The following is a 19,782-nucleotide window of genomic DNA, read 5'->3' on the forward strand; positions in this document are numbered from 1 at the left end:
ATAGGATCTCGACCCCGTGGACAGCGCGGTGCGCGTCGATGAAGGCGATCATCGCTTGAACGGGCGGTCGAGCTCCGCCTGAGCAAAATACGCCGACGCCTTGCGCAGAATCTCGTTCGCCTGGCGTAGCTCCCGCACCTCACGCTCCAGCGCCTTGATCTTTTCCTGCTCGTCCGTCGTCGGACCGGGCCGCTTGCCCTGGTCACGCTCGGCCTGCCGGACCCAGTTCCGCAGCGTCTCGGGATTGCAGCCGATCTTCGCAGCGATCGAACTGATCGCCGCCCACTGCGACGCGTGTTCGCCTTCGTGGTCAAACACCATGCGAACCGCGCGTTCGCGCACTTCAGGGGCGTATTTGGGTGATGCTTGCTTCGTCATGTTGAACCCAGTCTCTCAAGAAACGGGGCCTCCAGCAAACCCGGTGCGGTTCACAGCCGGACGTGCGCCACCTGCACCTTGGTGGTGACGCCGTCCAGGACGATCCAGTCCTCGGCCCAGTCGAACTGATAGGCCTCACCCGGCGCGAAGGTCAGCGGCACAAAGGCCTGCGCCGGCGTGGTTACCGGCTGGCGCTGCCGGAAGCGCTTGATGTAGCGGCGCACCGCATCATAGCCGCCCGGAAAGCCCGCCGCCTGCAGGCGCTTGAAGAGGCCCAGGTAATCGAGCCGGTCCCGCGCCGGCTGACGATCGTTCTCCTCGACCAGCCGTTCCAACTCCTTCTGGAAGGCTCCCAACTGCGGATAGGGTTGCACCTGCCGCTCATACCGCGGCGCCGTCTCCCCCGAGCGCAGGTACTTGCTCACCGTCTCCCGCGACACCTTCAGCGACCGGGCGATCGCCCGCTCACTCTTCCCCTTTGCGTGCTCCCGTCGGATCCGCGCTATCGTCTCCACCGTCAGCATCCTCGCTTGGCCACCCTGTCGCACAACCCAGAGTGGAAGTCTGCCAGATCAGGAGGTGGATGGGTTTGGGACGCCGATCACCCCCGAAACTGGCCTACTGTTCCACGCCGATGCACACAAGGACAACGGCCCCGAAAACCTTGCCGTCCTCCGGCTCGCCATCAACCTCGTCTCAAAGGATGCTTCCAAGGGGGCCACCCGCGTCAAGCTGCTGCGAGCCGCCTGGAATTCCGCCTTCCTCCGAAAACTGCTCGCCCAAATCTGATATGCGATTGCCCTGAGGATAGCGGAAACTCCGACAGTCCCCTATGCTCGGGCATGGCCCCAGAAGTTTGGGCAAAGCACCATCGGGAAATGGTTGGAGGCCTGGAGGATAAGCAGACCGGGCCAGCCCAGCGATTCCCGCACCAAATCCTTCTTGAATTCGGTGTCACTGTGGTTGCGCTCGATGGTCACGTCATGGAATCCGGAGCGCTTGAGCAGCCGGTGCAGGCTGCCATAGGTCTGGAGCGAGCAATGCTCACGAAAGATCAGGGCCAACTTCTCGCGATTGAAGGCGCGCAGCGCCAGGATCCAATAGGGCGCATCGATCAGCAGGTTCGGCGTCTGGAAAACAAGGCGTCCCCCCGGCCGCAACACCCTGCGCAGCCCGGCCAGATAGGCTTCCACCTCGGGGATGTGCTCGATGACATCGAACATGGTGATGACGTCGAAGCTCTGGTCGGGAAAAGGCAGGGTCGTACCGTCATAGGCCTGCATCCGCCCCTTCAACGCGGGGTAGGCGGCCTCTCCCTTGGCGAGGGCGGCGGCGTCCACCTCCACCCCATAGACGTCGCCATACCCACGCCGGCGCAGATTTTCAAGAAAGCTGCCATGACGGCAGCCGACATCAAGGATCCGGGCGCCTGGATCGATCCCGAGCGACTGGACGTAGGTCAGGCACGAGGCGGTATCGCCGCGCTCGCCGTCAAGGACAACCGCGTCCATCACCACCCCACTCAGCGCGATCTTGGACGCCGTCCGCCATCATGGCGGCACAGCCGGTCCACAAGAGAATCACCGGCCATACGGAAGCGGATTTCATCGAAGAGAAAGCAGAAATCCCAGCGATCATGGAACACGGCGGAACAAGAGATTGAAAACAGTGTTAGTTTCAACAACCTCAGGCAGCGGATAGGGCTTGCGGTTCCGCCCGCCACACAGGTCGACACCGACGTTGTTGATCAGCTCCGTCTGATACCCATACTCCTCAAAGGTCTTGCGGAGCGGGATCTCGCCGAACCCATTGCGCAGCAGCTCCCCCCGGTTGATCTCGCACACGACGTAATCGGGCAGGCGGCGCGACAAGGTGCGGTGGGCTCCCTTCATCACATGCTGCTCATGGCCCTCGGCATCGATCTTCATGAGACGGATTGTGGTGAGCTGCAAATCCTCGACAAGATCGTCCAGACACAGGGACGTGCAGGGGAAGACGGCGTCCTCCTGCCCCACCGTGTCCTCCGCTCCCAAAACGCGGGACAGCCCAATGTCCTGGCTGTTGGCCAGGATGCGGCCGGCACCAACCTTGTCCGATAATGCGGCATTGAAGGCCATGATGCAGGAGGCGCCATTGGCGGCAATATGGCGGGCCAGACGGACATAGGTCTGGGGATTCGGCTCGAATGCCAAAATCCGCCCCTGGCCGCGCATGGCCGCAAAGGACAGGAGGGAGTAGTAGCCAACGCAAGCCCCGACATCGATCACCGTGTCGCCGGGGCGAAGAAGCTCAAGAAAGGTCAAGGATGTAAATTGCTCATGGAAAAATCCGGACTCCAACGCCCGTCCCAGTGGGGGCGACAAAAGAAACGATGCCACATCACCATTATGCGGGAACTGGATTTTTTTATAGGAGTTCATTTTGAAATTCCGCGTCAAGACGCATGAAAGTTCAGGCTTCCGCCTTCTTATCCCATCGCGCCACGCCGCTCAACCACCCTGTCATGGACGCTACGCAAAAAGCTCAAGGATCACCGCTGAGCTATGCGGGAAACTGGGTGATGACGGTCTGAAGAGGGCGGCGTATCGAGGTTGGTGACGAAACCTGCCCGAACCTCCACGAGGCAGCGATACGCCATGGATGAGAATAGCAAGGTTGTTTGGCTGCGTCAGCCGGAGGAGATCGACGACCCGCTGACCGCCATCTTACGGGCTGGTGCCCGCCGGCTGCTGGAGCAGACGATCGAGGCGGAGGTGGAAAGCTTTCTGGCCTCCATGAAGGCCGTCACGTTGCCGGACGGCCGCGAGCGGGTCGTGCGGCACGGCCATGGTCCTGAATGGACGATCCAGACCGGCATCGGTCCAGTGCCGGTCCGTCGCGCCAAGGTGCGCGACCGTGGCGGCGCCGAGGCTGGCGAGCGGGTCCGCTTCACCTCGGCGATCCTGCCCCGCTGGGCGCGGCGGACCAAGAGCCTGGACGCGCTGCTGCCGGTGCTCTATCTGCGCGGCGTCTCCACCTGTAAAGGCCGAATGAAGTTTGGCCCATCCGCATTCTCGGTGCAGATCGACGCGAGGATGAGCACATAGAGGGAACACTTTTCCCTCCAGAGTTCCGGTTTCCTTGTCCAAATCACTGCTTTCGTTGCTCCCAGCCGGCCTTGTCGTCGACCGGGTTTCCGTCGACGCTGATCGGGTGCGGAACGTGTCAACGACTGTGAGACAGCCCGAGTTATGAATTAGCAGGCCGCGGAAAAAGGGCTGTGCACGGCTGTCGTGTCGTGATTCCCTCCAGTGAGGGCAAAGGCGACCGTTGAGGGAATGATGCGGGGCTCGGACGAACGCAGCGAAGGTCTTTTCAGCTACGTGAGCTGCGAGGCACGGGTTCCGGCGACCCATCCATTGCGGCCGATCCGGGCCATCGTGGACGAAGCGCTGGAGGTGATGTCACCGGCGTTCGAGGGGCTGTACTCCAAGATCGGCCGGCCGTCGATCCCGCCGGAAAAGCTGCTGCGGGCGCTGCTGCTCCAGGCCTTCTACTCGGTGCGCTCGGAACGCCAGCTGATGGAACAGCTCGACTATAACCTGCTGTTCCGCTGGTTCGTCGGCTTGTCGATGGACGCTCCGGTGTGGGACGTGACGGTGTTCACCAAGAACCGGGAGCGTCTGCTGGCCGGGGATGTGGCGGCCAAGTTCCTGGCCACCGTGCTGGGCCAGCCGAAGGTGAAAGCGCTGCTGTCGGACGAGCACTTCTCGGTGGACGGGACGCTGATCGAAGCCTGGGCCAGCGTGAAGAGCTTCCGGCCCAAAGATGGCAGCGGTGAGCCGCCGGGGCCGGGACGCAACGGCGAACGCGACTTTCACGGCGAGAAGCGGTCCAACGAGACCCATGCCTCGACCAGCGACCCCGAGGCGCGGCTGTACCGCAAGGGCAACGGGCAGCCGGCGAAGCTGGCCTTCATGGGTCATGCGTTGATGGAGAACCGGAACGCCCTGGTGGTCAATGTCCGGCTCACCGCGGCGACCGGCTTGGCCGAGCGCGAGGCGGCGGTGTCCATGGTCGAGGCCATCCCCGGCCGCCACCGCATCACGGTGGGCGCCGACAAGGCCTACGACACCAAGGATTTCGTGGCGAACATGCGCGAGTTGGGCGCCGCCCCGCACGTCGCCCAGAACACCCGCAACCGCCGCTCGGCCATCGACGGCCGAACCACCCGCCACCCCGGCTATGCAGTCAGCCTACGAATCCGCAAGCGCATCGAGGAGGTGTTCGGCTGGATCAAAGGGGCCGGGCTACGCAAGACCCGCCATCGCGGCACGGCCCGTGTCGGCTGGATGTTCACCCTGACCGCCGCCGCCTACAACCTGATCCGCCTGCCAAAGCTACTGGCGGCGGCATAATCACGCCCGGAGTCCGCCCAAAAGGCGGCCTTGGGCGCTCCAGGCCGGGGGTGCACCCGCTGATTTCGACCAAAGCGGGTGCAAAAGGCCCAAATTTCGAGCCTCCGCAGAGGCAAGGACGCCATACACGAGCCTTTTTCCGCGTCCTGTTAGGGCGGCAGCGGCACCAGCGTGATGTTGCCCGGCACGACGAGCGCCCGCGATCCATGCCAGCCGGCCTGGTCGAGCACGAGCACCGCCTGGACGTCCGGTTCCAGGCTGCGGGAGAAGCCGCCCAGGAACAGGCTCATGGCGGTGGTGGAGACGGTCGGCATGACCAGCGCGAAGTCGGCGCCGCTGGCCGGGCAGACAGCGGCGTAGAGGTAGGCCGAGGTGAAGCGCTTGTCGCACAGCCCGGCCGGACGCTGCCCGCGCTCCCACCAGCGGTGCGCGGTGCGGCCCTTCTGGCCGATGCGCGCTTCGTCCTGGAACCAGAGTTGGAGGCGACGCTCCGGATGCGCAGCGGCCGCGGCCTTCAGCGCTTCGCGCAGCCCCTTTTTTGGAAGGCGGCCTGGGCCTTGGCGTTGGACTGCGGATGGCGGGGCCGCGTCTTCTGCTTCGACAGGTTCAGCCGACGCACGATGCGCGACAGACTGGCCGGATGCAGCGTCTTGGCGAAGCGTTCGGCGATCACCTCGCACAGGATCGGCAGGGTCCATTCCACGCAGCCGTGCCGTCTCGGATCGGGGCCGGCCAGGATGATGGCCTTGAGCGTCGCCTGTTCGCCCTCGCTCAGCCATTCCGGCCGGCCGGGCAGTGGACGATCATAGAGCCCGGCGACGCCTTCGGCGTTGTAACGCACCACCGCATCGCGCAGGGCTTGGCGGTCCATGCCGGCCAACCGCGCCGCTTCCGCCCGGCTCACCCCGTCGAGCGCATGGGCGATGGCGAACATCCGGGCCGCCACCCGCCCTTTGTGCTCCCGCCGCGCCAAGGCACGCAATTCGCTCGCGCTCAAGTCTTCCCGGATCGGCAACGCCGCTGGCATTCGCTCCTCCCCATCGCGATGGGGTATCGAATCACGGATTGCCGGCCTTGGGAATCCCTCTCAGTGAGTCAGCGGCTCCGCTCACCGGTATCAATTCCTGGAGCCCGACATTGTCGGTGTCTGGCACCGCCGAGAAGGTCGCCAGGGAGCTGCCGGCGGAGAGCTGGATTCGCTTGTCGGCGGGCAACGGCACCAAGGGGCTGCGGCTTTATGACTGGCCCTACCTGGAATTGGCCGATTTCGATCCTGAGATAGTTGTAGTGCCGACCAGTTTTGTCCTCTCGACGCGCGACCTGCTGTTGATGCGACGCCCCGTTGATGAAAAACTTTCATTCTTCACAACCTAGTGCCGGCACGGTACGCCGGTGGACACATTAGTCCGAGTCGAGGGACAACGCTGGTTGATCGAGGACGCCTTAGAGTCCGACTCGGAATCGGCAAAGCTGTGTCTATGTTCGAGCCACCCGTCTTGAGAGCAGTTTGACGCTGGCGATGAAGACCCATGCGACGGCACTCTCGACGGTGGCCTCGAAGTCCTTGGCGAGGCGGCGATTGCGGTTAAGCCAAGCGATTGTACGCTCAACGACCCACCGCCGAGGCAGCAGTTCAAAGCCTTTGGCGGCGTCGGACCGCTTGACGATCTCCAGAGTCCATGTCCCGATCTGAGCCAAAGCGGTTTCCAGCTTGGGTCCAGCGTAGCCGCCGTCCGCGAAGACGTGGCGAAGCCAGGGGAAGAGCGTGCGAACGGAGGCGAGGAGCGCCGGGGCGCCATCACGGTCCTGGATGTCGGCGGCATGAACGATGGCGGCGACCAGCAAGCCATTGGTGTCGGTCAACACATGCCGCTTGCGCCCCTTGATGCACTTGCCCGCGTCGTAGCCACGGGGGCCACCTGCTTCCGTCGTCTTGACCGACTGGCTGTCGATCACCCCCGCTGTCGGGCTGGCCTCCCGTCCCATGCTTTCCCGAACCATCGCCACCAAGGCGTGATTGATCGTCTCCCAGGTCCCATCGTCGCGCCAGCGGTAGAAATAGCGCTGGACCGTCGTCATCGGCGGGAAATCCTTCGGCAGTTGCCGCCACTGGCACCCGGAGGTCGCCAGAAAGAGGATGCCGTTCACGATCTCGCGCACGTTGACCGTTCGCGGCCGTCCCAAGCGTCGAGCCGCCGGGAGGAGTGGTTCGAGCACCGCCCACTCCGCGTCCGTCGTGTCGCTTGAATACCTCAATCCTTTTCGCTGATACTGCGCTCGGGTGATTTCAGTCCACATTGTCTTGTCATTCGTCATGCTTCGCAACATCGATCGAATCACAAGAGACTGAAATCACTCAATTCTTTTCGGGTCAGGCTCTTAGAGACGGCGAAGACCGGGCTGGAGTTGGATCACAACGAGACGCGGAGTTGGCACGGCTGGCACCGACACGTTTCACTGGTCATGCTCGCCTTCGCCCTGCTGGTCGTGGTCCGACACAAGGCCGATACCCTTGCAACGCCCCCAAAAACGATGAGGAAAGTTCCTCGCTCATGGTCCATTGGTCGATGCAGGAGATCCGTCGTGTTGCCGACCGCCTGACCCAACGGCGGATCGAGCCCGCCGACGTCATCGCATGGTCAACTGCGAGGCGATGCCATCAAGCACTCGCCTGCCAAGCTCACCGTAAAAAAGCGCAACTGTAATGCCCAAAGCCTGCTCAACAGGCGGGAGGTCAATCCATCGCAACTGTAATGTTAAGACCGAGGTTTAGCCGCAACGAGCACGGCACGTTCATGCGCGCTGACGCAGCGGTCCGCCGCCGAAACGGCCTCGGCCATAGCTTGCTCCTCCGTGGCCGCGATCCCGCTTTCCCGCGGGACGCGATCCGGATCCAGCGGCACCACGACGGACCAGATCCAGCCGCAACCCTCGTGGTAATCCATCTCAACCACTTCTGCTTCGACGCCATGGATGGTGGCGCGTCGGCAGCGAAGGCCATCAAGCGCATCCAGCCTGTACCGGCGCCACGAAATCTTCTGCATACGTCTTCTCCACAGCGAATCGTTTACGGGTTTAAGGCGTGATGGCAAATGGCATAGTTGGTGAGGAATGATAATAACGAAGCCAAGGCACGTCAACCGCAGAACACCCCTATTAGCTCTCGTAAATCATAGTGGACCGGCGGAGAATTTTCAAAGGATTTTGATCCGTTGCAGCACATATATTATATAGCGGTCAAAATTATATTTACCGTTCTGTTGAACGGATGAGATTTATCATTTGCTTGTTTTGTCCGTTGCCGTGGAAACCGTCATGTGTGAACACCGCTGGACCCAAGGAAAAATGAGGTTTGAGCGATACCGTCAAGTTCGGGCTGGCCGGGGCATAAGGGGAAATGGGTGATAGGCCGATCAGGCGGCGTGCTGTGACACGGCATCGGTGACCTTGATGCCGTCACGGAATGTGACGCCGCGGATGCCGGAACTGGCGCAGCGGGCGCCGCAGGGTCTCGTCGACCGACTCCGTCTGTTCGACGAGGAAATCGACCGGCTGGAGGCGGGTATCTGGAGTGGGATCGCGCCAGAGACGTGAGCCGCCGCTTGGCGACGATACCCAGCATTGGGCCGATCACCGCCAGCCTGATCGCCGCGGTAGTGTCGGATGGGGCGTTGTTCCGATCGGGCCAGCAGTTCGCCGCTTGGCTCTGGCTGCATATTTCGGCGGAAAGCACCCAGCGGGAACGGCGGAAAGCGCCCGGGCAGAACGGTGAAAGCGCCCAGCCGTTTCGGTGAATTCGCCCACCCGTAGGAGTGGTGGTATCGGGGTCCGAACCAGCCTTTGGCATCCCCATGATCTTTCCACGGCACAGGCCAAGGAGGATCGGGATGCCCCGAGCGAGGTCGGACATGCGGCGGATCAGAGAAGTCCTTCGTCTGCGGGATGAGTTTGGCGCCAGCCAACGGCAGATTGCCGATGCCTGCCGGCTGCCGCGCAGCACCGTGCGCGATTACCTGGAGCGGCTACGGGCCTCCGGGCTGCAGTACGCGGATGTGCTGGGCTGGACGGACGTCGAGCTGGAGGAGCGGCTGTTCCCGCCTCCGGTCACGTCGGCGCGCCCGGTGCCCGACTGGCGGCACATCAGCCGGGAACTCGGCCGCCGTGGCGTAACGCTGCGGCTGCTGTGGGAGGAATACCTGGAGGTCCATCCCGGCGGCTATCGCTACACCCAATTCGTCCAGCATTTCCGGGCATGGCAGGGTGCTCATGCCGAGCCGCGTCTGCGCCGGGAACATCGGCCGGGGGCGGCGATCGAGGTTGATTACGCTGGGATGACGCTGACCGTCGGGCTCGGCGCTGAGGCGCGGCAGGCCCAGGTGTTTGTCGCCTGCCTGCCGTATTCGGGCTACGTCTATGCCGAGGCGACCTGGACCCAGCAGGCGGAGGAGTGGCTGGCCTCCCACGCCCGGCTGTTCGAACATCTGGGCGGCGTGCCGGGCAAGCTGGTGCCGGATAACCTCAAGGTCGGCGTCAGCCACGCCTCCTTCTACGATCCGGCGATCAACCCGGCTTATCACGATCTCGCCCGGCACTACCGCACCGCCGTCCTGCCGGCCCGGGTGCGGCGCCCGCGCGACAAGCCCAGCGCCGAGAACGGCGTGCAGCAGGTCGAGCGGCGGGTGCTGGCCCCGCTGCGCGATACGCCCTTCGCCACGCTGGACGCCGCCAACGCGGCCTTGCGCGACAAGCTGGCCACCCTCAATGCCGCTCCCTTGAGCCGCCGGCCGCAGGACACGCGCGCCGGCCTGTTCGCCGCCGAGGAGCAGCCGACCCTGCGCCCCTTGCCGCCGGACCGCTTCGTGCCGGGCACCTGGGCGCGCCACAAGGTCCCGCCCGACTATCATCTCGCTCTCGACGGCGGCGTCTACTCGGTGCCCCACACGCTGATCGGCAAGACGGTCGACGTGCACAGCACCGCCGGCGTGATCAGCGTCTTCCTGCGCGGCAAGCGGATGGCCTGCCATGTCCGCCGGCAGGACGGCGCCACCGTGACGCTGGACGCCCATCGCCCCGCCAACCACCGGGCCGTCGCCCGCTTCACCCCCGATGCCATCCAGACCGAACTGGCCGCCATCGGCCCGGCCGCCGCGCTGCTGTTCGAACGCATCCTGGCCGGCGCCGATCACCCCGAACAGGCGGTGCGGGCCGGGATCGGCCTGATCCGCTTGGCGGCCACCCACGGCACCAGCCGGCTGGAGCAAGCCTGCCAGGCGGCGCTGGAGGCCAACGTCGGATCCTACCGCTACGTCCAGCGCTGGTTGACCGCTCCCCCGGCCACAACGGCGGACGCGGCCGGTGCCGGCGAGCACACCAATCTGCGCGGCCCTTCCTACTATCACTGACGGAGATACGATGATGAAGCACGTCAACCACGAGCGGCTGCGCCAGTTGCGGCTGTACGGCATGGCCAAGGGGTTGGAGGCGCTGGAACGCCTGCCCGATCGCGGCCAACTGGCCTTCGACGAGCAGTTGGGCACGCTGATCGAGCGGGAAGCGGCAGAGCGCGCCAACACCGCACTCGCCAGCCGACTGAAACGTGCCCGGCTGCGCCAGACGGCCTGCCTGGAGGACCTCGACCTGCGCACCCCGCGTGGGCTCGATCGCGGTGTTGTGCGCGAGCTGGCCACCGGGCGCTGGGTGAAGGAGAACCGGCCGGTTCTGATCACCGGCCCGACCGGGATCGGCAAGACCTGGCTGGCCTGTGCACTCGGCAACCAGGCGGCGCGGGAAGGCCACAGCGTACTCTACACCCGGCTGACCCGCCTGCTGGACGATCTGGCCACCGCCCGCCTGGACGGTTCGCTCGCCCGGCTGCTGCGACGGATCGCCCGGCTCGACCTGCTGATCCTGGATGACTGGACGATGACCGAGCTGACCGCGCCTCAGCGCCTGGACCTGATGGAGGTGATCGATGACCGCCACGACCGGGCCGCAACCATGCTGGCCACCCAAGTTCCCGTGGCCAACTGGCATCGGCTCATCGGCGATGCCACCTACGCCGACGCCATCCTCGACCGCCTCGTGCATCGGGCCTACCGCATCGACCTGCATGGCGACTCCATGCGCCGCACCAAGGCCGATGCCGCCAGCGAAACCCCCGACACCTAAGGCCGGTGCTTGGCAACCAAACCCACAACCTTCATAACGTAAATCCAGGGTTCGGCCCCGGCTCCCACCAGCTTGCAATTCGGGTGGGCGCTTTCGCCGAAACGGTGGGCGCTTTCAACCGAAACGCCTGGGCGAATTCGCCGAAATACGCAGCTCTGGCTGACGCCGAAGGCGCACAGCAGCTGCGGCAAGGACCGTCAGGTCGACATCGGCAAGCAGGGCGAAGGCTACCTCCGTCGCCTGCTGGTCGCCGGCGCCACGGCGATTGCGGCTGGCGCGCCAAGACCACGCGGCCTGCTGCTGGGCGGCGAAGCTACTGGAGCGCAAGCCAGCCAAACTCGCCGCCATAGCGCTGACCAACAAGACCGCCGGCATCGGATGGAGGTGCTAGGGCGCGGTGGGAGCTGCCATGGCAGCGTTTGTCCGGCAAATCGGAGATCATACGGAAATGCCGGACAAAGCCTTTGCGATCAACGTCTTCTTGGAAAATTATCTCTGGTGTTTTGCCCTCAATTGGTCATCCAGGGAGCGCATGCGGTCGCCGTGACGCGTCAAGCCCAACTCAGGGCCGTCGAATTGGCGAAACAGAACGCTCCCCGCCACTTGGATCGCAACCGGCCAGCCACCAATCTTGCAAGCCCCGTCGGACGCAAGGACCGTCTCCGACGCTGCGGCGAGGATCGGCAAGGTTGGCAGACTGTGACCTCAAAATTTCTCGCACGATCAAAGGCTTGCGGATTGACCATGGATCGGCAGGCACATCGGCAGAATTCCGGACGCTGTTGTGGGAATCAGCAACAAGGCCAAGGGGTTAGCGGATTGGACGATCGGCAGGTGTTGAACGGAGAGGCGGGACAACTCAGCTGGACACTCCGGTCCCGCCGGGATGACAGCCCTTCCGTCCAGTTCTGTATGCAGCCGCGTTCGGGACCAGCAACGTGCCCTGCCGAAAAGAAAGCGCCGTGCCCGATGGGTCGAGGCAGGGAGGCCGTATCAGGACGGAGCGCGGTGGGTTCCTTCAGAGGGATGCACCAGGACGCTCCGGCGTCCCCACCTACTGCGCAGCACCCTTGCTCACGAGATGCACACGGATGACGGGCCGATCGAACCCACGCAGCAGAAGCAAACCGGCATCAAGGGCTGCGTCGAGGTCTTCCACAACGTCGAAGATGTCCTGCACGGTCAGGGAAAGCCGGTAGTCCATCGCCTCCGCTGCCTGGACGATCATGTCCAGCGTCCGACGGTCGGCGGCGCCACGCTGCCCGCAGGCCCAGCGCTGCAGGGTTTCCTGAAGCCAGTCCACGAACTTCATCGTTGCCGCGCTCTTTTCCGCCGGAAGCACACGGATGATCGCGTCGTCTTCGATGCACGCGGCCAGGGCTGCGCCGCTCCGAACTGGGGTGGTCATCATCACGGGTCGTCCTGAGTTGCGACCGCCCGGAGTGGCGGCCCGCAGGGCAAGCCGCCACTCCGGGTGGACGCAACGCCGACGCGCTCCGACCGCAGCCTGTCATCTCACATACTCGTCAAGGATCCGGGGCTTGGACGGCTGGAGAGGCTGCAGGGCGACGCCACGCTGCCGCGCAACCCTTGCGATGACCGAATAGGCGTGCCGGTGTTCGTTCCGGCGCCCCTCCTCGCCCGCCTCACGCGCTGCCCGTTCGGTTGCCCGCGCGGCCTCCAAGAAGTCGTCCTTGCTCATCGCGCTGAGCCGCGCCTCCAAGGCCTTGACGGCCTCGGTCGCGGCGCTGGTCAACCGGACGGCGCCCGCCACTGCGTCCGATGGCCGCGGCTTCTCCCCTGTCATGACCTCCAGCGACTCCTGGGTTGCCGCGGGTGGCTTCACGCCGCCCATGATGGGCGCCGCTTCCGCGTCGGACTTCACCTTGTCGGTGCGGCCAGTCCGTTGGCCCTCCTCCTGCCGCGGGCTCCTGTTCGGCGCCTCACCGCGCGCTGGAGCATCATTGCGCCGGCTGGCGAGCGCAGAGGAAAGATCGCCCGGCTCCTTGCCATGACTGATGGCATCCATCAGCAGACGCCACGCCGCCTTCGCCGGTTCGACCAGCCCGGCCTGCCGGGCAAGGAGCATCACCAATCGCCGGCCGTGGCGAACCAGAACCTCGTAGGCGCGTTTCCATCCCTGCGCTTCCAGTTCCGCCTGCTCCCGACTGGCGCGCTCCCGCGCAAGCTCCGCATCCCGACCTTCGATCGCCGTCGTGAGGATCGCCAGAGCCGCCGGAATCCGCTCGGCAGCGGCGCCGCGGAGGTGCACACCAAGCGCCCGCACCGGCGCGTCCAACAGGGTGGCCACCTCATCCAGTGCCTGGTCACGGTTCGCCTGCGCAATCGCCCGCAGCCGGGCGCCGGGTTCGCTGGGCAGGCCCTCCGGCGTCAGCCCCGCTGACCGCGCCGCCGCCTCCACGGCGTCGGACTGTCGGCTGGCAGCCTGCAACCGCTTGCGCAGCTCAAGCGCCAACTGTTCGTCGGCAGCGTCGGTGTCGACCGTCCGGCGCACGAGGCGGAGTGCCTGTTCGGCGCGGTGACGCCCTTGCCGATCTTCGTCGGCCTGCCGGGCGGCAGCCGCTCCCATGATGGTCGCCACCTCGGCGCTGCGCTTCGCCTCGGTCAGTTGCTGCCGCAGTGAAGTCCCTTCCGCGCGGAGGGCACCACAGTCCGCTTCCGTTGCCCGCCGCTTCTCCTGCTCCAGCGCCAGGGCGGCCTTCGCACGCACCAACTCCACGGTGAGTTCCTCGGCGCGCGTCTCCGCCGACGCACGCGCCTGCTGCTCGCGCATCAGCACGCCGCGCGATCTCTCGTACGCGGTCGCCATGGCGCCGCGGGCGACGGTGACGATGCCATCGGCCAGAGAGGCCGCGGCATCCGGCTGCGCCTGCCCGGTCGCCGCCGCGATGGTCGCGACGCTCCGCGTGGCAGCATCCAGTTCCTCCCGCAGCCGCGCCGCCTCCACCGTCGGTTCCGGCGCCGTCACCGTCCTGTCACTTGCCTCAGGAACGGCGGTCCCGACGGAGCGCGGTTCGGACGCGCGCGCTTTCCGTTCCGCGTCGCGGATCTCCAGGTAGTCGAGCACCATCTCGTGTATCCCGCTCCACAAGCCGCGGTCATGCCAGTCAACGACAACACCGCGAGGAGCTTCGACCTTCACCATCCCACCCGTTTCCCGGCTGAAACGAACCCCTTGCGCTTCCAGCTCTTCGATCCGGACAACGGCACGAGCCAGACGCGCCGATTTTTTGTCGGGCGCTGCGCGTCTGGACTTTTCGAGTTCCGCCACAATGGCATTGAATTCATGAGGCATGACGTCCACTCCTCCAAAATCCAGAGCGCGCCCCTCGACGACCGGGTGATAGGCCGGACCGAGCGGCACCTGGGAAAGCGGTTCAGGGGTTGGCCCAGCGGCGCCGAGGTCCTGCTGTTGACGGTGGCGATGCCACTTCGACCGCTGAGATACGCGATGGGTCGCCCCGGTTTCGGCCAAGACCTCGTTGCACAGCCGCTCCCACAGCTTACGGCTTCCGATCAGAAAAGCCTTCCGCGACAGGTCGCGGTCCTTCGGGCCGAGGGCGCCGTCGACGAGCGGGCGCGTCGTCGCCAGAACGTGCGCGTGCGGCTGGTAGACGACGAGGCGCCCATCGGGCAATTCCAGGGCGTGGGGGCCGTCCACCGGGGGAGCGCTGGGGACACGGGCCACCGGGATCACCGGCCACGCGGGATCGACCGTGTTCGCCAACTTCTCGGCGGCGGCCGGCACCCTGGGGTCCAGGGGGCGCCCGTACAGGTGGACCGCAATGTCGGCGATCAGGTTGCGTGCCACGAGGTGCTCATCGACGAAGCGCTCGACCGACCGGATCGATGTCGCGATGGGGACCTCCCGGCTGAGCGACAGCGTGTATTGCAGCGCCAGCGTCGCGTCACGGCGCCGTTCGCTGAGTTCCACCCTGGTCCACAAGGTCTGCCGGTCGGCGCACCAAGCGGGCGCGCCCGCAGGCACGCGGATGTCGGTGTGGTGGACACCGGACTTGGCCGTGAAGTCCACGACCGCCGACACAGGGTCCTGCCCCTTCGCCGCCCACAGCTCCCGCAGGTCGGCGCCGATGGTCAGACCGACCCCAGCCTGGTAAGCGGCCGCTGCGATGACAGTGCGGAACCGGCCACCGGACTGATAAGCCGCCGACGCTCCGGCCTTCGCGCCGGCGCCACGGCAGAGCATGCCCTGTTCGATGCGAAAGTATCCCAAGTCCGCCACGGCATCGGCACCTCCCCGCCGTCGTCGTCGATCCGGCAACCGGCCCCGGCCGGCCCCGGAGGCGTTGCGGCCCGCCGCAACGCCTAACTGCACACTTCTTCGCTCGAGGCTGCCCGTAGCGAGGGCCGGCGGTCCGACGCCCGGGCAGCTTGGTTCAGAAGGAAGCGTATGGAGGGTTCTGCCCCGCCGCATCGGGCGCCGGGCAATTTTCTGCACCGCCTGGGTGAAATGGTGGACCTGAGCGGCCCGCAGGCGGAGGGGTGGGATCGACGTGGTTGGCGACGGTAACACCGGTATCAGGTGTCGCTACCCGGTAGCGCTACCGCGGTATCACCTCACAATCGGCCGGCTTGGACCGGAACCGTCAAGATTCCGTCGCCGCAGCCCTTTCCTGGCATCGCAACTCATCCAGATACTCAGCCGGCCGACGGCACGGCCGCCCAAACCGTAGTCCCCGCAGAGGTTCTGGATGTCCTGCTCCCAGCCCACCCATCCCCTGATCACGCACGAGTCCGTCTCGGAAGCGGTCAGCAAGATCGTGTCGAAGGACCACGCCTATCCGTCATACCGCCGCATCCGCGCCGAAATTGGCGGGGGTTCCCTGCGCGACGTATCGCGCTTCATCCATGACATCAGGAAGACCGCCCCTCACCTCTTCGTCATTCAGAAGGGCGCGGTCAGCACGTCTGGCAATGCGATCGCGGGAGGGCCGGTTGACGTCCAGTCCTGCGCCGCGGCCGAGCAGATGCGGCGTGCCTTCGACGGCGCCTTGACGGCCTTCATCGCGTCGATCGACACCATGCGGCAGGAGGAGAGGCGCCTCGCCGCGGAACAGCACGCCACCGCGCTGGCAGCCCTGCAGAACGAAAGCGCGGCCTGCCGGAGCGAACTGCACGCCCTGACGGCCGAGATCGCTGAACAGGAGCAGGGCTATGAGGATCTGGCGCAGGAACACGACCGGATCACGGAAGACCGCAACCAGCTGGCGGTGACGGTCGCCCAGCAGAACGCGGCGCTGACCCGCATGTCCGCAGAGATCAAGGATTGGCAGCGGCAGGCGGCGGACGCGCAAGCCGCTGTGGAGACCGTGAACCGCCTTCTGTCGGAAGAAAAGGCTGCCCTCCTGCGCTCCTCGCTGCAGCTCGACCAGCTGCGTTCTGAACTGACCGACAAGCATCAGGTGGAGCAGGCGCTGGACGAAGCGCGCCGCGAGAACGCCCGCCTGCGGGGGCGGCTGGAGGTTCTGGAGCCGTTCGCGGCGACGCTCGCGGCATCCGCCCATCGTGAAGCCGGCGGCAAGGTGAAGCCCGCCAAGCAGGGCTCGTTGGGGCTGCCGGCCATGGCCGCGCAGCCCGATTCCTGACCGCACCTATGACCGGGTTGGCGTCGGCGACGCCGATCTGCCGCTGTGTTTCCGCTTCTGCCACCATCGGACTATATCGTCATGGCCGCTCCCACCATGGACTTTCCACCCGTGCCCCACACCACCGACTCCACCGCCGCGACGACGACGCCCGTTGTCCAGCCGCCCCAGCAGGAGCAGGGGACCGTTCCGCTCGAGAAGCTGCTCGGATTGGCGCGCATTCTGGCGCGCCATGAGATGCGCCGACGGCCGTCCCAGGCCGGCTTCATGACGTTCGCTGCCGGCCTCGCCCTTGTTCTTCTCGCCGCCCTGATCGCGTTCTCCCTGAAGGCCTTGCGATGACCGTCCTCCAGCACCCCCGGCTCCGCGCCGTGATCTACGCGCGCTACTCGACCGACAAGCAGCGCCAGGAATCGATCGCCGACCAGATCGAGCTGTGCCGGCGTTACGCCGTCCAGCAGGGCTGGGAGGTTGTCGATACCTACACGGACGCCGCGATCAGCGGCGCCTCCCGGCACCGCCCGGGCTTTCTGAAGCTGGTGGATGATGCCGGGCGCCGCCGCTTCGATCTCGTGGTGTCGGAGGGCATCGACCGTCTGGGCCGACGGTTGGCGGACACCTCCGATCTCTATGACCGCCTCAACCTCCACAATATCAAGCTGTACACGCCCCACCTCGGCGAGATCACCACGCTCCACATCGCCATCATGGGCATGATGGCGCAGGTACAGCTCAAGGAGACCGGTCAGAAGACCCGACGCAGTCATCTCGGCCTCGCCAAGGAGGGACGTATTCCCGGCGGCAAAGCCTATGGATACGACATCGTCGACGGTGACAAGGCTGGTGGCGGGTACCGCCGCATCAACGCGGACGAAGCCGCCGTTGTCCGCCGCATCTTCACGCTGTACGCCGACGGCATGAGCCCCCGCGCCATCGCCCGCCTGTTGAACGACGAGAGCGTTCCAGGTCCCAGGGGGAGGAGATGGGTCGATACCACGATCCGCGGACAGGTCGCCCGCGGGACCGGTATCCTCAACAACGCCAACTATGCCGGCGTTCTGGAATGGGGACGTTGCGAGTTCGTCAAGGATCCGGGCACCGGCAAGCGCGTCGCCCGCATCAACCCTCAGGAAAAGCGGGAGATTGTCGAAGTCCCCGAACTGCGCATCGTCGACGACGTTCTATGGAACCGCGTCAAGGTGCGACAGGAGGCGGTTGCCACCGAGATCGGTCGGGATGACCAGGGCAACGCTCTGAACCGCGTGCATCGGCGGCGCTTCCTTCTGTCCGGCGTGCTGGTGTGCGGCGTCTGCGGCGGCCGCTACACCATCATGGGCAAGGACCGCTACGGTTGCGCCGGCCACCGGAATTCGGGCACCTGCCCGAACGACCGCACCATCAGCCGGCAAGCAATCGAGGGCCGTGTTCTTGCCGGGCTGAAGGAGCGCCTGCTCGGCGCTGACGTGGTCGCCGCCTTTATTGAGGAAATGGTGGTGGCGCAACGGCGTGATCAGGCCGAAGCCCGGAACCGGCGCGGCGACCAGGAGCGCGCCCTCGTCGGCATCGACCGGAAGATCGCGTCGATCCTGGAGGCGGTGGAGAACGGGATGTACAGCCCGGCCCTGAAGGAGCGGCTGTCCGCCCTGGAGGCCGAGCGCGCCACACTCGCCGCCGAGATCGACGCCCTGGGCACGGAGGCGCCGGAGATGCTGCTGCCGGCCAACCTGCCGGAGTTGTACCGACGGAAGATCGCAGAGCTCGAGTCCGTGCTCGGCGACGGCGACGAGGGGATGGCCGCGATGGAGATGATCCGGTCCATGGTCGACCGCGTCGTGCTGTCGCCCTGCCCCTGGGGCGCCGGGCTGGAGGCGCAGCTTCATGGCGACCTGCTGGCAATCCTGGAGGCATGCGCCGAGGCGGACCCGAAACGCCGACAGCCCGCCTCGTGGGAGGCGGGCTGTCAACTGTCGTTGGTTGCGGGGGCAGGATTTGAACCTGCGGCCTTCAGGTTATGAGCCTGACGAGCTACCGGGCTGCTCCACCCCGCGGATGTCTCTCATTATTGGATGATGGACTGTGAAGATTTCAAGCGGCTTGTTTTTGGAGAGATTGTCTCTTGTGCCCGAGCGACCTGGCGGCGACCTACTCTCCCACGTCTTAAGACGCAGTACCATTGGCGCGGAGGCTTTTCACGGCCGAGTTCGGGATGGGATCGGGTGTTTGACACCTCGCCATGACCACCAGGTCACCGAGGCACAAGACCGACGCTCCTTCCAACAAGGCATATGCTTGAACGTGCAAGTGATTGAGAGGATGTATCGAACCGGCTTGTTTGCGTCAAGCAGGCTTGCTGCTGCGCATGGCGCGGTTGTGTGGGGTTGGGATCAAGCCGATCGAGCGATTAGTAAGGCTTAGCTTCAGGCGTCGCCGCCCTTCCACATGCCTCCTATCGACGTGATGGTCTGTCACGGCTCTCAAGGGAGCTCTGGTTTAGAGGTGGGTTTCCCGCTTAGATGCTTTCAGCGGTTATCCCGTCCATACTTAGCTACCCGGCCATGCCACTGGCGTGACAACCGGTGCACCAGAGGTATGTCCATCCCGGTCCTCTCGTACTAGGGACAGATCCTCGCAAAACTCCGACACCCACGGCAGATAGGGACCGAACTGTCTCACGACGTTCTAAACCCAGCTCACGTACCACTTTAATCGGCGAACAGCCGAACCCTTGGGACCTGCTCCAGCCCCAGGATGTGATGAGCCGACATCGAGGTGCCAAACGACTCCGTCGATATGGACTCTTGGGAGTCATCAGCCTGTTATCCCCGGCGTACCTTTTATCCGTTGAGCGATGGCCCGTCCACGTGGAGCCACCGGATCACTATGGCCGACTTTCGTCTCTGCTCGACTTGTCAGTCTTGCAGTCAGGCGGGCTTATGCCATTGCACTCGACGAGCGATTTCCGACCGCTCTGAGCCCACCATCGCGCGCCTCCGTTACACTTTGGGAGGCGACCGCCCCAGTCAAACTACCCGCCATGCAGGGTCCCGGACCCGGATCACGGGCCACGGTTAGATGCCAGAGACTTCAAGGGTGGTATTTCAAGGTTGGCTCCACCCGGGCTGGCGCCCAGGCTTCCAAGCCTCCCACCTATCCTACACATGAAGTCCCTAGCACCACTGCAAAGCTGTAGTAAAGGTGCACGGGGTCTTTCC

Annotated in this window: 16 protein-coding genes, 1 tRNA gene, 2 rRNA genes, 6 pseudogenes and 1 other annotated feature (1 of these 26 cut by a window edge); of the genes and pseudogenes, 12 read left to right on the forward strand and 13 right to left on the reverse strand. The window is 65.2% G+C overall.

Going from position 1 to position 19,782, the window contains the following annotated elements:
• Position 1: 1 nt before the first annotated feature.
• Positions 2-94 (reverse strand) — a sequence feature (AL1L pseudoknot).
• Both AZL_RS19275 and AZL_RS19280 read right to left on the reverse strand, forming a co-directional pair.
• A pseudogene (locus tag AZL_RS19275) lies at positions 8-378 on the reverse strand (transposase); the annotation flags it as partial. Its footprint overlaps the feature before it by 87 nt.
• A 50-nt stretch (positions 379-428) precedes the next feature.
• The gene (locus AZL_RS19280; protein WP_148219333.1) at positions 429-803 is read right to left on the reverse strand and encodes a hypothetical protein; all 375 of its coding nucleotides are present in this window, start codon (positions 801-803) and stop codon (positions 429-431) included.
• Between the two features lie 217 nt (positions 804-1,020).
• On the opposite strand from AZL_RS19280, the pseudogene AZL_RS19285 reads away from it, so the two are divergent.
• Positions 1,021-1,167 (forward strand): annotated as a pseudogene (locus AZL_RS19285) (ISAs1 family transposase); the annotation flags it as partial.
• 41 nt (positions 1,168-1,208) lie between these two features.
• Here AZL_RS19285 and AZL_RS33525 read toward each other — a convergent pair.
• Positions 1,209-1,889 carry a class I SAM-dependent methyltransferase gene (locus tag AZL_RS33525; RefSeq protein ID WP_052293677.1) on the reverse strand — a complete coding sequence of 227 codons (681 nt, stop codon included), beginning with the start codon at positions 1,887-1,889 and terminating at the stop codon, positions 1,209-1,211.
• Between the two features lie 123 nt (positions 1,890-2,012).
• Positions 2,013-2,798 (reverse strand): FkbM family methyltransferase, encoded by a 786-nt coding sequence (locus tag AZL_RS19295; RefSeq protein ID WP_012975321.1) that lies wholly within the window; start codon positions 2,796-2,798, stop codon positions 2,013-2,015.
• Between the two features lie 216 nt (positions 2,799-3,014).
• Here AZL_RS19295 and AZL_RS19300 point away from each other — a divergent pair.
• Positions 3,015-3,395, forward strand: a pseudogene (locus tag AZL_RS19300) (IS256 family transposase); the annotation flags it as partial.
• A gap of 303 nt (positions 3,396-3,698) precedes the next feature.
• Positions 3,699-4,775, forward strand: coding sequence for an IS5-like element ISAzs10 family transposase (locus AZL_RS19305; RefSeq protein ID WP_012973766.1), 1,077 nt, complete (start codon positions 3,699-3,701; stop codon positions 4,773-4,775).
• Positions 4,776-4,924: 149 nt separating this feature from the next.
• Here the strand turns inward: AZL_RS19305 and AZL_RS37080 are convergent, their stop codons facing one another.
• Together AZL_RS37080 and AZL_RS19315 are read right to left on the reverse strand one after the other, a co-directional pair.
• Positions 4,925-5,305: a transposase gene (locus AZL_RS37080; protein WP_247894420.1), complete on the reverse strand. Its 381-nt coding sequence runs from the start codon at positions 5,303-5,305 to the stop codon at positions 4,925-4,927.
• The gene (locus AZL_RS19315) at positions 5,290-5,802 is read right to left on the reverse strand and encodes a winged helix-turn-helix domain-containing protein (RefSeq protein WP_012976161.1); all 513 of its coding nucleotides are present in this window, start codon (positions 5,800-5,802) and stop codon (positions 5,290-5,292) included. The genes AZL_RS37080 and AZL_RS19315 overlap by 16 nt, the downstream gene beginning before the upstream one ends.
• 116 nt (positions 5,803-5,918) lie before the next feature.
• On the opposite strand from AZL_RS19315, the gene AZL_RS19320 reads away from it, so the two are divergent.
• Positions 5,919-6,149, forward strand: a complete 231-nt coding sequence (locus tag AZL_RS19320; protein ID WP_148219497.1) for a hypothetical protein — start codon at positions 5,919-5,921, stop codon at positions 6,147-6,149.
• Positions 6,150-6,251: 102 nt separating this feature from the next.
• On the opposite strand, the gene AZL_RS19325 is transcribed toward AZL_RS19320, so the two are convergent.
• Positions 6,252-7,073 carry an IS5-like element ISAli1 family transposase gene (locus tag AZL_RS19325; protein ID WP_012976163.1) on the reverse strand — a complete coding sequence of 274 codons (822 nt, stop codon included), beginning with the start codon at positions 7,071-7,073 and terminating at the stop codon, positions 6,252-6,254.
• An 84-nt stretch (positions 7,074-7,157) separates the two neighbouring features.
• Here AZL_RS19325 and AZL_RS34520 point away from each other — a divergent pair.
• Positions 7,158-7,376, forward strand: a pseudogene (locus AZL_RS34520) (IS701 family transposase); the annotation flags it as partial.
• 155 nt (positions 7,377-7,531) lie between these two features.
• On the opposite strand, the gene AZL_RS19330 reads toward AZL_RS34520, so the two are convergent.
• Positions 7,532-7,819 carry a hypothetical protein gene (locus AZL_RS19330; RefSeq protein ID WP_042444273.1) on the reverse strand — a complete coding sequence of 96 codons (288 nt, stop codon included), beginning with the start codon at positions 7,817-7,819 and terminating at the stop codon, positions 7,532-7,534.
• Positions 7,820-8,225: 406 nt separating this feature from the next.
• Between AZL_RS19330 and AZL_RS37655 the strand changes: the two genes are divergently transcribed.
• From AZL_RS37655 to AZL_RS34540, 5 genes and pseudogenes are all read left to right on the forward strand, one after another.
• On the forward strand, positions 8,226-8,369 hold the full coding sequence (locus AZL_RS37655) for a hypothetical protein (protein ID WP_162471001.1): 144 nt from the start codon (positions 8,226-8,228) through the stop codon (positions 8,367-8,369).
• A pseudogene (locus AZL_RS37660) lies at positions 8,363-8,488 on the forward strand (transposase); the annotation flags it as partial. The gene AZL_RS37655 and the pseudogene AZL_RS37660, both read left to right, overlap by 7 nt.
• A 174-nt stretch (positions 8,489-8,662) precedes the next feature.
• Entirely contained in the window at positions 8,663-10,177 is a 1,515-nt protein-coding gene (gene istA, locus AZL_RS19340) for an IS21-like element ISAzs2 family transposase (protein ID WP_012973785.1), read from the forward strand.
• Positions 10,178-10,187: 10 nt separating this feature from the next.
• Positions 10,188-10,943: an IS21-like element ISAzs2 family helper ATPase IstB gene (gene istB / locus AZL_RS19345; protein ID WP_012976164.1), complete on the forward strand. Its 756-nt coding sequence runs from the start codon at positions 10,188-10,190 to the stop codon at positions 10,941-10,943.
• 153 nt (positions 10,944-11,096) lie between these two features.
• Positions 11,097-11,348 (forward strand): annotated as a pseudogene (locus AZL_RS34540) (transposase); the annotation flags it as partial.
• A gap of 649 nt (positions 11,349-11,997) precedes the next feature.
• Here AZL_RS34540 and AZL_RS19355 read toward each other — a convergent pair.
• Both AZL_RS19355 and AZL_RS19360 read right to left on the reverse strand, forming a co-directional pair.
• Positions 11,998-12,354, reverse strand: a complete 357-nt coding sequence (locus tag AZL_RS19355; RefSeq protein ID WP_042444280.1) for a hypothetical protein — start codon at positions 12,352-12,354, stop codon at positions 11,998-12,000.
• A gap of 99 nt (positions 12,355-12,453) precedes the next feature.
• On the reverse strand, positions 12,454-15,207 hold the full coding sequence (locus AZL_RS19360) for a MobA/MobL family protein (protein WP_042444282.1): 2,754 nt from the start codon (positions 15,205-15,207) through the stop codon (positions 12,454-12,456).
• A 469-nt stretch (positions 15,208-15,676) separates the two neighbouring features.
• Here AZL_RS19360 and AZL_RS19365 point away from each other — a divergent pair, with 469 nt between their 5' ends.
• Positions 15,677-16,570, forward strand: a complete 894-nt coding sequence (locus AZL_RS19365; protein WP_012976166.1) for a hypothetical protein — start codon at positions 15,677-15,679, stop codon at positions 16,568-16,570.
• A 338-nt stretch (positions 16,571-16,908) separates the two neighbouring features.
• Entirely contained in the window at positions 16,909-18,585 is a 1,677-nt protein-coding gene (locus tag AZL_RS37665; protein WP_012976167.1) for a recombinase family protein, read from the forward strand.
• Here AZL_RS37665 and AZL_RS19380 read toward each other — a convergent pair.
• From AZL_RS19380 to AZL_RS19390, 3 genes are all read right to left on the reverse strand, one after another.
• Positions 18,542-18,618: transfer RNA gene (locus AZL_RS19380), tRNA-Met, on the reverse strand. The genes AZL_RS37665 and AZL_RS19380 overlap by 44 nt on opposite strands.
• Positions 18,619-18,699: 81 nt before the next feature.
• A 5S ribosomal RNA gene (gene rrf, locus AZL_RS19385) occupies positions 18,700-18,815 on the reverse strand.
• A gap of 135 nt (positions 18,816-18,950) precedes the next feature.
• A 23S ribosomal RNA gene (locus AZL_RS19390) occupies positions 18,951-19,782 on the reverse strand; it runs 1,912 nt beyond the window's last position.

Origin of the sequence: Azospirillum sp. B510 (assembly GCF_000010725.1) — a bacterium.
Lineage (GTDB): Bacteria > Pseudomonadota > Alphaproteobacteria > Azospirillales > Azospirillaceae > Azospirillum > Azospirillum lipoferum_B.